At 42.0% G+C, this 11,299-nt stretch carries 10 protein-coding genes; 5 read left to right on the plus strand and 5 right to left on the minus strand.

Features of this window, described 5'->3' with window-relative positions; all coding sequences use genetic code 11:
* The first annotated feature begins 1 nt into the window (after window position 1).
* The 5 genes from FED52_RS13615 (at window position 2) to FED52_RS13635 (ending at window position 5,810) form a co-directional block, all read left to right on the plus strand.
* Window positions 2-328 (plus strand): ArsR/SmtB family transcription factor, encoded by a 327-nt coding sequence (locus FED52_RS13615; RefSeq protein WP_051627660.1) that lies wholly within the window; start codon window positions 2-4, stop codon window positions 326-328.
* 271 nt (window positions 329-599) lie between these two features.
* Window positions 600-809, plus strand: coding sequence for a heavy-metal-associated domain-containing protein (locus FED52_RS13620; RefSeq protein ID WP_029594547.1), 210 nt, complete (start codon window positions 600-602; stop codon window positions 807-809).
* Between the two features lie 188 nt (window positions 810-997).
* Window positions 998-2,914: a heavy metal translocating P-type ATPase gene (locus FED52_RS13625; RefSeq protein ID WP_138860235.1), complete on the plus strand. Its 1,917-nt coding sequence runs from the start codon at window positions 998-1,000 to the stop codon at window positions 2,912-2,914.
* An 86-nt stretch (window positions 2,915-3,000) separates the two neighbouring features.
* Window positions 3,001-4,377, plus strand: a complete 1,377-nt coding sequence (locus tag FED52_RS13630; RefSeq protein ID WP_051627662.1) for a DUF4346 domain-containing protein — start codon at window positions 3,001-3,003, stop codon at window positions 4,375-4,377.
* Between the two features lie 95 nt (window positions 4,378-4,472).
* Entirely contained in the window at window positions 4,473-5,810 is a 1,338-nt protein-coding gene (locus tag FED52_RS13635; RefSeq protein WP_029594550.1) for an ISL3 family transposase, read from the plus strand.
* Here the strand turns inward: FED52_RS13635 and FED52_RS13640 are convergent.
* From FED52_RS13640 to FED52_RS13660, 5 genes are all read right to left on the minus strand, one after another.
* Entirely contained in the window at window positions 5,805-8,141 is a 2,337-nt protein-coding gene (locus FED52_RS13640; protein ID WP_138860236.1) for a hypothetical protein, read from the minus strand. The two genes, FED52_RS13635 and FED52_RS13640, sit on opposite strands and share 6 nt — an antisense overlap.
* Before the next feature lie 277 nt (window positions 8,142-8,418).
* Window positions 8,419-8,898, minus strand: coding sequence for a 23S rRNA (pseudouridine(1915)-N(3))-methyltransferase RlmH (gene rlmH / locus FED52_RS13645; RefSeq protein WP_138860237.1), 480 nt, complete (start codon window positions 8,896-8,898; stop codon window positions 8,419-8,421).
* A gap of 83 nt (window positions 8,899-8,981) precedes the next feature.
* Window positions 8,982-9,143: a CxxH/CxxC protein gene (locus FED52_RS13650; RefSeq protein ID WP_128123822.1), complete on the minus strand. Its 162-nt coding sequence runs from the start codon at window positions 9,141-9,143 to the stop codon at window positions 8,982-8,984.
* Window positions 9,144-9,180: 37 nt separating this feature from the next.
* The gene (locus FED52_RS13655; RefSeq protein ID WP_138860238.1) at window positions 9,181-10,449 is read right to left on the minus strand and encodes a S1C family serine protease; all 1,269 of its coding nucleotides are present in this window, start codon (window positions 10,447-10,449) and stop codon (window positions 9,181-9,183) included.
* 51 nt (window positions 10,450-10,500) lie between these two features.
* Window positions 10,501-11,292: an MBL fold metallo-hydrolase gene (locus FED52_RS13660; protein WP_138860239.1), complete on the minus strand. Its 792-nt coding sequence runs from the start codon at window positions 11,290-11,292 to the stop codon at window positions 10,501-10,503.
* Between the last annotated feature and the right edge of the window lie 7 nt (window positions 11,293-11,299).

Consider the following 11,299-nt stretch of genomic DNA (forward strand, 5'->3'; position numbering starts at 1 on the left):
CTTGGATCAATGCATAACGGATATTCCAAGAGTCCGTCGAGGTGATGTGCCCCTTCCACAAGAAGAGGCAATTCAAAGAATAGCTTCTGTGACAAAGGCTTTTAGTGATCCAATTCGTTTAAAAATGGTTTACTTGCTTTCAAAGCAATCTGATTTGTGCACCTGTGAGTTTGAAGAATTATTGGACCTGAGCCAGTCCAAAGTATCGTATCACCTTAAAATATTGCTTGACGCTGGAGTTATCGATCGCGAAATCCACGGTTCATGGAGTCATTACAGCCTTCGAAATCCTAAAATATTGGAACAGGTTCATGCCTTGTCCCAATGATAAAAAGCGAGTGTTTCGGTGCTGGCTTTTTATTTTAAGATTCACATCAATTTTTTTTGATGTCATAATACTCTGACTTGTATTGGGGATTCTTAGATTAACAACTTACGATGTCCCGGTTACTCATGAAACCCGTTCAACTGTTACTGCATTATTAAGTTTTTGGTTATGCCAGGTAATCTTTTGCCTTTTAGAATGAAATTGGAATTACTTATGTTATTCAAATCAAAAAAAGTTGATAAACACCTTTAATTAAGGAGGAATGGAATAAATGAAGAAAGAAGTTCTTCGAGTAAGTGGTATGGATTGTCCTTCCTGTGCAAAGGATATCGAAAAAACGGTAGCGAAGCTAAACGGGGTTGAGAAAGCAGAGGTAAACTTTATTGCTGAGAAATTAACCGTCACATATGATGATTCTCAATTGCCCCGTGAAAAAATCGAGGAAAATTTAAAGAAAATCGGACATCCAGTCGTTAAATAATAAATTGATCCGAGATCCTAATATATATGCGATTACCTGGCGTAATCAAAAACTTGGCTTGCAGTTATAATTGAAAGCTTATTTTCCTAGGAGAAAGGGAAAGTTGATTAAACATAAATTCCTAATCAAAAAAATTGATGAATAGTGATTTGACTTGAAATTAGACAATGATAAAGGGAGGGCTCAACATGAGTAAGTCAAAATGGTGGAAACAACCAAGAACGGTATTGCTGATTATTTCAGGGATCACAACAGTCTTTACATTAATCTCAGAACTTTTCCTAGGTTTACCGGAAATATGGGCTGTTGCATTGTATGGTGTTGCAATTATTATTGGGGGTATTTACCCAGCCAAGAGTGCATGGATGGACTTGAGAAGGAGAAAACTTTCCATAAATACTCTGCTTATTGTCGGAGTTATCGGGGCCATCTATCTGGGATTGTGGGAAGAAGCCGCAGGTCTTGTGGTCATCTTCTCCTTAGCTGAAGTGTTGGAAGCTTATGCAGTAAATAAAGCCAGGGATTCCGTCCGAGCGCTTGTGGAACTGGCACCCCGGGAAGCAACCGTTTTACGGGAAGGCCGCGAAGTTCGCATACTAGCCGATGAAGTCGAGATTGGCGATCGGGTTCTGATCCGACCAGGGGAGAAAATACCAGTAGATGGGGTTGTTGTAAGCGGTACGTCTACAGCGGATCAATCGACAATCACAGGAGAATCCATTCCGGTTGCAAAAATATCAGGCGATGAAGTATATGCTTCCACAATGAATGGCCGCGGTGCTTTGGAAATTGAAGTGACGAAATTGGCGCAGGATACCACCTTGTCAAAAATCATTGAATTAGTGGCAAATGCACAAGGAGATAAAGGAAAAGCACAACGTTTCAGTGAACGCTTTGGTGAAGTCTACACGCCGATCATGTTCGTGATCGCCGTTTTAATGGTTGTTATACCAACCCTTTTCTTTGGCCAACCGTTTGACACGTGGCTATATAGAGCGTTAATCGTATTGGTTGTTTCATGCTCCTGTTCTCTAGTGCTTTCAGTTCCAGTAGCTGTCGTAACTGGTGTAGGAAATGCGGCGCGAAACGGGGTTATGGTAAAAGGCGGCAGCTATATGGAAACGGCCAGTCACATCCAAGTGGTCGCATTTGATAAAACGGGTACATTAACCGTCGGAAAGCCTTCGGTAACGGATATTGTATCTGTCTCCGATTTATCAAAAGAAAAACTGCTGGGAATTGCCGGTGCGCTTGAAAAACTTTCTGAACACCCTTTGGCTGAGGCAATTCTTCAAGAAGCTTCAAAAAGAAACATAAATCTTCCAGGTGTTGAAGAGTTCGACACATTAACCGGACGGGGAGCTAAAGGCAGCATAAATAGAACCACATACTATATCGGCAGTCCCCGGTTGTTCAGCGAATTGAATGTAAAACTGAATCAAGATCAATTAAAACAAATTGAAACACTTCAAGGACAAGGAAAGACCGTCACGCTTTTGGGAACTGCTGATCTTGTACTTGGATTAATCGCGATAGCGGATCGACCGAAAGAAAACGCAAAACAAGCGATTCAACGTCTGAAAACTACCGGTGTAAAACGAATCGTCATGCTTACGGGCGATAACCGGCTTACTGGTGAAGCCATTGGCCGGGAACTTGGCGTGGATGAGGTACGGGCAGAATTACTGCCGGAAGATAAAATTACAGCGATTAAAGAACTGCAAAAGAAGTACGGTCTTGTTGCGATGGTGGGTGACGGTGTAAACGATGCGCCTGCACTGGCTCAGGCCGATGTGGGGATCGCGATGGGAGTCCAAGGGACAGACGTTGCTTTGGAAACGGCTGATATCGCATTGATGCAGGATAATTTGGATCAACTGGTTTATCTGATCAAACTTAGCCGTAAGACCGTTGCGAAAATACATCAAAATATCGGGTTTTCATTAGCTCTTCTAGCCCTCCTTATTGTTACAGCCTTGACCGGAGTGATGAGCCTGACTACAGGTTTGCTTCTTAACGAAGGAAGCGCCTTGGTTGTTATTGCAAATGCGATGGTTCTCCGGAAGTATCAGATGAATAAAGCCAATGCCATAGGTAACGAGTGATGAAATTTTTTATCATTGGTGAGGATTTACCTATGGATTGGCATTCTAATCAAAAATAATTGATTAGCATACAAGGAGAGTTGATGATGGGCATAACAGAAGGCATTAAAAGCATTCATAAACAATTAGACACAATACGAAAGATCCCTAAATGTGTAGGATGTGAATGTGTACTTGACGTGATGACAGCCGTTGAGCAAGATCTAGAAGATATAGATAAACCGATTGCAAAAGAAGTTCAACTGGATTTAAAACAGTGGGTTGACGAAGGGAACAAAGTTAGACATAACTGTCTTGGGTGTGAAGTTTGTTTCCCAATTAAGCCGTACAATCATTTTAGTTCATTGATTAATGGATCGAATGAAATTGAAATCAATGGAGCTGCATGTGGCTGTAATGACAATGCATGCGGAAGTCAACCCCAAGTAAACAGTACTGCGTGTGGGTGTGATGACGATTCGTGCGAAGGTGAACCACAAGTAAATAATACAGCATGTGGTTGTGATGAAAATAAATCGAAGAATACGCACCCCTCAAATTGCAGCTGTGAACTTAAAACCGAAGTTCAGAAACAATCCGTTTGTGGAACAGTGGATCCCAACGATAGCAATGTGGCCTCCCCCTCGACCCAGCAGGAACAAAAATGGCCAATAGCAGAAGGAAATTATCTAGTCGGAAATGATACATCTTTTGTTGCAATATGTACTTTAGCCGATACAGATCTCCCGTCCGAAATACAAGGTTCCGGATTACTAAATCATATATCTATTGTTGGTACCTTATCGACAGAAAATCTAGGAATAGAACGCTTGATTCGAAATGTTACCGCGAATCCCAATATTTCACACTTAATACTATGTGGGCGCGACTCTCGTGGTCATCAAGCAGGGCAAGCCATTTTGTCATTAAAAGAAAATGGGATAGACGATAAGTATCGGATTATAGGCGCAGTTGGACCTCGCCCGGTGCTCAAGAATATTACCTTGAAAGAGATCGAAATTTTTCGCCAACGAGTGAAAATCGTTGATGAAATTGGAACACGAGATGTCGAACGATTGCATCAGGTAGTTCGTGCTTATGAGGGCAAGCCAAATGGGGACCCAGTAATGCTTCTTCCGATAATTCAAGAACCCAAAATAGTGAAAGCAGAACGTCTTAAAAATGATGAGTGGGTTCATGACCCAGAGGGATTTTTCCTAGTTATTCTTGATCGAAATAAGAAATCAATTAGGTGTGAACATTACATCCTGGATGGGACTCTGAATGAAGTTATTGAAGGAAAACTAGCCAGTGATATTGCAAATACAGCAATCAAGCGCGGTTTGCTTTCTCGTTTGGATCACGCAGCATATCTGGGGAAAGAATTGGCGAAAGCTGAAACAGCTCTTGCCTACGATATGCCTTATACGCAAGATTTACCGTTATCAAAAAGTAAAGCCCTCAATCAAACGGTTGTTTCCTAGATGAATAGAACGATTATTCAATTAGTTTAAAATCTGTTATACGAGAAACGATTAGTATTTAAAGAGCTAACTTACTAGATGTAGAAGGTGACACAATGGAGATTCTAAACCTCCCCCACTTCAATATCAAACAATTTGCTGAAAATGAACATGACTTTCTGATCCAGGTGGAGACAGCCTCTCCACCTTCTTTTTGTCCACATTGTGGATGCGTGGCAAATCTGTATAAGCATGATAACAGAGACCATCTTTGTATGGATCTGCCTATTCATGGAAAACGTGTAGGGCTTCTTGTAAAGCGTCAGCGATATAAATGCCGTGAATGTAATCAAACTTTTTGGGAACGATTAGAACACACCATAGACGAGAAGCGAAACTGCACCAAACGGTTATTGTCTTACGTCGAGAAGCAAAGTCTTAAACGCACGTTTGTCAGTATTTCAGAAGATGTCGGGCTGAACGAAAAGACGATACGGAACATCTTTCGTGATTACATCAATCGCCTGGAAGAGACGCTTCGATTTGAAACACCTAATTGGCTTGGAATAGACGAAATTCACATTATCAAGCCAAGATGCGTTTTAACCAACATCGAGGAACGTACCTTGTTAGACGTTCTACCCAATCGCAATAAGGAAACGGTTGTAAGCTACCTCTCACGCCTTCCAAACAGAGGACGAATACAATACGTCACAATGGATATGTGGCGACCGTATAAGGACGCTGTGAAAGCTGTACTGCCCAAGGCGACTATCATCGTCGATAAGTTTCACGTTGTCCGTATGGCGAATCAAGCCTTAGAATCCATCCGCAAACAGCTTAGAGAAGGCTTATCACCGAAGGAACGGCGCGGGCTTATGCACGACCGCTTTATCCTCTTGAAACGCCATAAAGAGCTTACGGAAATGGATAAGATAACGCTTGACCTATGGACGAAGAATCACCCCTCTCTCGGTATTGCTTATGACTTGAAGGAATCATTTTTCGATATTTGGGATACCGACAGCAGACAGAAAGCGTACCTCAGATACCACGATTGGAAAGCCAAGATACCAAAGGAACTGCAATCCGCTTTTGAGCCTCTTACAAAGGCTATGGCGAATTGGGAAGAAGAGATATTCAACTACTTCGACCATCGCATTACAAACGCCTATACGGAGTCTCTGAACAGCCTTATACGTGTCACAAACCGTTTAGGAAGGGGCTACTCCTTCGAAGCTTTACGAGCCAAAATACTCTTTACAGAAGGACTTCAAAAGGAACGTAAACCCAAGTATCAGAAACGTTTGGATGACTACGAACTTCGAGACTACAACTATCCGATGTTCGAGAAAATGTTCCCCGTTGGCGTTGTTCGTGAACGTGAGCGTGGCGAGCTTCTTGGTGTCGACATTTCCACCTTAATTGAGAAATTGGAGAAGGGCGAACTATAAGCCCTTTTCCACTATTAAATCCGAATACCCTAAATTTAGAACTTCTTCTCCATTTTCAATAAAAACTTCAGAGTCTTCATTCAGAAATTCTTCTTCATACTTATAAATTATTCTCCCCTTACTTTTAATTTTATTTTCCAATAACAATGCCAATAGTCGAATTGATCTTATTTCACATTTCTTAAGCATCGATTTTAAGTCAAGATAAGTATCAGCCATTTCAGGAAATCGATTATAAAATCTCATTCGTAATTCAAATAACTCGTCTGTATCTTGGTTTATATCATACATAAAAAATTTTAAGAGCTTATTATCATCCTCCCGTGAATTAAATAAATATTTTTCAATGAAATTAATATCGTCAGTTTCATAATTGGGGCTCATACTAACAAGTAATTTTATAACAAGCTCTTTTTTTGACGGATTGTTAAGCCATTTTTCTAAAATCCCGTGTTCCCGAAGTAACTGAATATATTTAGGTCTTGAATATAATACGTTTTTTATAAGAGGATTATTGTAAATTACATTTTCACAGGAGTTCAAGATAAAATACTGTATATTTCTATCTGGATTTTCTATCTGACTTAGTATTTCTAAGAATACAAATTTAAAAAAATACCGAACTTGCTCTGCTTCAAATATTCTTTGCCCAACACTAACAAAATCTTGGCTATCAAATTCATATAAATTCTGCATAAACATCTGAACTTGATATCTTCTTCCAGGAGTTTGTTTCTCTTTACTTCCAATAATATCAATGACATCTTCACCGTTATAATATCTCTGAAGCATTTTTTCAGCTAAAAAACAATCCAATATAGATTGATGGGCAAACGATACTTTATTATCTTGAATTATTAAAAAAGCATTTGAAGATAAAAATTCTAAAGATGATTTATTTTCGTTTAAAATAGTTAAAGGAATGAATATTCTACCATTCATTTCTAAAAAATTTACCATTTTATCTTTAATCTGAATTAGATTGTTTTCTTCTAATCCATACTCGAAACATTTATATGATAACTGCTCCCACCATTTGGACACTAAATGGCTCGCAGTAGAACATTCCTCATAAACTTTAGTTGGATCTAATCGTTGCCATATATACAAATTACTTGGAATTTCCAGCATTTTTTTTAGTTTATAAGTAAGCTGTTCATAACGCTTCCCAACAGTACTTTTTACTAAATCCTCGTCTAACTCATTAACTTGAATCTTAGACCATTGAATGACATCCTCATCCGAATCACCTTTTTTAAATAATGAATTTATATTATTATCGTTTTCTAAGTCATGTGTTCGACATACGAAAACGATGGATATTTTATTTTCCCTCTCAATGTTCAATTTCCTAACCTGATTTATAATCTCGGCGCATACCAATAAAGCATCTCTAGAGTGTGCCACAGTCCAACGTAGTGCATCCAATTGATCTAGAATGATTACTGCTCTTTCATTTTTAGAAATATTGTGAATAGAATATGTAACCGATGCAGGTAATCCTAAATCTTCCCCCCATTTTTCTGCAGTCATGCTTGGAATCCGTTTATCTAATTTTATTGCCAAATACGGTAATGCTTTTTCTTCACAGAAATTAATAATATCTAATGTACATCCACTTTTTCCTCTACCAGCCTTTCCATGTATTATCAAGGAATTACCTGAATCTATCGTTTCTCTGCACATAGAAAATTCTTTTCGATTGATTAACCCACTTTTCAATGGAATAAATGCTGCTTTATATTCCTGATTTAATTCCATAAGCCTGAGCTTTATTAGTTCATCTACTTCAAGGTTTTTAGAACTACTTAGAAATGGTTCTGAACTAAATTTTTCTTCAATAGTTTTTACAAGATTACTTTCTAATTTACCCATTGACTCATCAAATATTGATAGAGTAGCCTTCTCTTTAACACTCAATAATGATTCACGAAAATCAACTAGTACATCGAACAAATCAGAAAAGTACTCTTCAAAATCATCTGGTTTTTTAATGTGTGAATGATCATATTTATCTCTCTTAAAATTGACAAACTCGACAGCTTCTATTCCCAATTCTTTAGAAAATTCTTTATAATTTCCTCTTGGGACATTGTAAGCATTAAATATCCTCTGCATTATCTTATTACTAATATGATTTTGTTCTAGAAAATCTATAAAATACTTACTATCAACCTCAGTACCATCAAATTTCCAATTAAAGTCATTAACTTTATCCTCTATTTCTTTAATCAACTTTTTTTCCTCTTTATTTGATAACCCACTTGATAAAATATAACCCGCAATATTTGGTGCTATTAAAGTTCCTGCTATGTATATTAAAAAGCTCATTTTCTACCTCCTATTCGATGCTTATAAACAGTGCTATTAAAAAGGCGACGCTTACCAATAACCTAGATTCCCTAATGCAATTATATGATTAATTATCAATAATTAATCATTAAAAACTTTTAGTATCTTTTTTAAATATTTTAGTACAAACTAGCTAATTTAGTGATATAAAATAAGCTCTCAAATCTATATCAAAGATTTGAGAGCTTATTCGTAATTACTAAATATGAAGCGGAACCTCATGAACATTATATGAAAATCAGCGTAAATTTCTCACTTACTTATGATACGGCTCATTCCGATTGATCCGGTACGCCCGATAAATCTGCTCACACAAGACGAGCTTCATCAACTGATGCGGGAACGTCATCTTCGAGAAGGAGATCGTATCATCCGAGCGTTTCATGACGTCGTCCGACAAGCCGAGCGAGCCGCCGATGACGAAGGCGATTTTGCTCTTGCCGTATGTCGCCAAGTGGTCGAGCTCACGGGCGAACTCTTCGCTCGTCCGTTGCTTGGCGTCGATGGCCAAAGCGATCACATGCGTGTCCGGACTGATTTTCGACAAAATCCGCTCGCCTTCTTTTTGTTTTACTAGAATCATGTCCGCTTCACTCAAATGCTCGGGTGCTTTCTCGTCCGCGACCTCGATTTCCTGCACTTTCGCATAGGCCGACAAACGTTTTGTGTACTCGGCAATCCCTAGTTTCAAATACTTCTCTTTTAGTTTGCCGACCGTGATAATTGAAATATTCATCCAATTCTTCCTTTTTCCACAGTTTTTTTGGAGTTATCCATAGGGTTATCCACAGAGTTATCCACAAATCCACATGTTGATAATCATTTTTTGCTTGACACAACATATGTTGCGTCGACATCGCAGAACTCACACGTCACTTGCCCACTTGTGGATAGTTCTTCGAGCAACGGGTATTCCCCCGTCTCGTCGACAATGATATCTAAAGCGATTTCAACATGTTCCTTGCATACTTTTTTTTCCACAATGTTTCCTCCTTAAAAAAGAAGCGTCGCCGCTCCTTTAGGTTGCTTCAGTTAATGTGGCCTCGGTCTTGCCTATCTTGCCGCGTCGCGTATATTCAATCGTGACGTTATCCCCAACCGTGGCGTCCCGGTACAGCGCGTCCCGCAAATCGACGTAACGTTTGATGTCGCGGTCGCCGATTTTGACGATGACGTCACCGACGCGAAGGCCGGCCTCTTCGGCTGGACTGCCGGGCGTGATCGCCTCGACGAACACCCCGTCTTCGTTATCAAAACTAATCCCATACTCTTCCCGGACGTTACCCGGTACGGCGATGACTTCTTGAATCGTGACGCCGAGCTGGGCCCGCGTCACTTTTCCATCACGCTCGAGCATATCGATAACCGGCAGCGCGACATTGACGGGAATCGAGAAGCCGACCCCTTCGACGCTCGCCTCGGCGATTTTCATCGAGTTGATGCCGACGAGCTCGCCGCGGATGTTGATGAGTGCCCCCCCGGAGTTACCCGGGTTGATGGCGGCGTCGGTCTGGATGACCTCGGCGTTATAATCCATGAGGCCGTCACTGTTCGTGTCGACTGGTACGGTGCGTTCGACACCACTGACGATACCACGGGTGACCGAGTTTGAAAAGACGCCGAGCGGATTCCCGATCGCCATGACGGTCTCGCCCGCCTGAAGCACGGTCGAGTCGCCGAGCGCGATTGGCGCGACATCGATATTGGCCGGTAGCTCGACCGAGGCAACGGCCAAATCGTTGAGCGGGTCTTCACCGAGAATCGTCGCCGCAGCAACTTGTCCGTCGGCGAACGCGACGTTGATCTCGTCCGCTTCTTCGATGACGTGGAAATTCGTCACGATATACGCCGTGTCACCGTCGACCTTATAGATGACACCAGAACCCGCTCCGGCCTCCCACTGCGAGTCCGAGGTGAACGCCCGCTGGATGTTCGTAATACTGACGACGGACGTCTTAGCGCCCGTCACAGCGCTCGTGATGTCAGATTCCGTGACGGTGACGGCTTGTTCCGTCCGAATCAATTCATTCGTCACAAAACGAGAGGTCGGGGAATCCCAGAGCATCATCGCCAAAAAGAACAAAGCCGCTCCTAAGAATCCGCCAACCCCTCCGAGTAACAACGGTTTTAAATTCACTCGCGGCTTATGGCGCACATGCTCTTCTTGCTTCGGGCGCCATTCGCTACGAGATGGGTACGTCGGTTTTACATCGTTCATTGTATCTGCTTCGTGCTCTAAAGGTTCGACGTCTTGAGGCTCATACTCATGGTGTCTCTCTTCATTCACGACGCGTCCCCCCTTCAAGACAGTGTATTACCTGTCTTTTCCCAAGTTCGCTTATAAAGAAACGAGCGAAGTGGGGGTCGATGGGTCGGTATCGCACAATTTGATGCGACCGAGGTCGACATCGCGCATCCCGAGTGTTTGGGACACGCTCATTTGAGCGAGTTCTTTCATGTTGTTGTCTTTACTGAGGTGGGCCAAATAAATCCGTTTCGTCTGGTCTCCGATGACCTCGCTCATCGCGATGGCCGCGTCTTCGTTCGAGACGTGACCGTAGTCCCCGAGAATCCGTCGCTTGACGCTCCACGGGTACCGTCCCATTTGAAGCATCGAGACGTCATGGTTCGATTCGAAAATAAAATCATCGGCCCCACGGATGACGCCTTTCATTCGGTCGGACACATAGCCCGTGTCCGTGATGTGGGCGAGGCGTCTGCCTTCATGCGCGAACTGGTAGAACATCGGGTCGGCCGCGTCATGGCTGACGTTGAACGACTCGATTTCGATATCGCCGAACTGTTTAATCTCCCCTACCTCGAAGTGAAACTTCAAGGCCGGGTCGACTTTTCCAATCAACGATTCCATCGCATCCCACGTCTTCGCGTTCGCATAAATCGGTAAGTTATATTTTCGAGCGAGAATCCCGACACCTTTAATATGGTCGGAGTGCTCATGCGTGACGAGCAGTGCATCGATCCCATCAAACGATCGTCCAATCTCAGTGATGCGTTGTTGCATCGCCTTCCCGGTCAATCCGGCATCGACGAGCAATTTCGCCCGTTCCGTCTCAATGTAGAGGGCGTTCCCGGTCGAACCGCTCGCAAGCACACTATAGCGTAAAGTCACTCGATCA

This window comes from Exiguobacterium mexicanum (assembly GCF_005960665.1).
GTDB classification, from domain to species: Bacteria; Bacillota; Bacilli; order Exiguobacteriales; family Exiguobacteriaceae; genus Exiguobacterium; species Exiguobacterium mexicanum_A.

What these genes read in the sequence shown, in the direction of transcription:
- FED52_RS13630 (WP_051627662.1), top strand. Translation starts at nt 3,001, where the DNA reads ATGGGCATAACAGAAGGCATTAAAAGCATTCATAAACAATTAGACACA.
- rlmH (WP_138860237.1), bottom strand. Translation starts at nt 8,898, where the DNA reads ATGAATATTTCAATTATCACGGTCGGCAAACTAAAAGAGAAGTATTTG.
- FED52_RS13620 (WP_029594547.1), top strand. Translation starts at nt 600, where the DNA reads ATGAAGAAAGAAGTTCTTCGAGTAAGTGGTATGGATTGTCCTTCCTGT.
- FED52_RS13625 (WP_138860235.1), top strand. Translation starts at nt 998, where the DNA reads ATGAGTAAGTCAAAATGGTGGAAACAACCAAGAACGGTATTGCTGATT.
- FED52_RS13640 (WP_138860236.1), bottom strand. Translation starts at nt 8,141, where the DNA reads ATGAGCTTTTTAATATACATAGCAGGAACTTTAATAGCACCAAATATT.
- FED52_RS13635 (WP_029594550.1), top strand. Translation starts at nt 4,473, where the DNA reads ATGGAGATTCTAAACCTCCCCCACTTCAATATCAAACAATTTGCTGAA.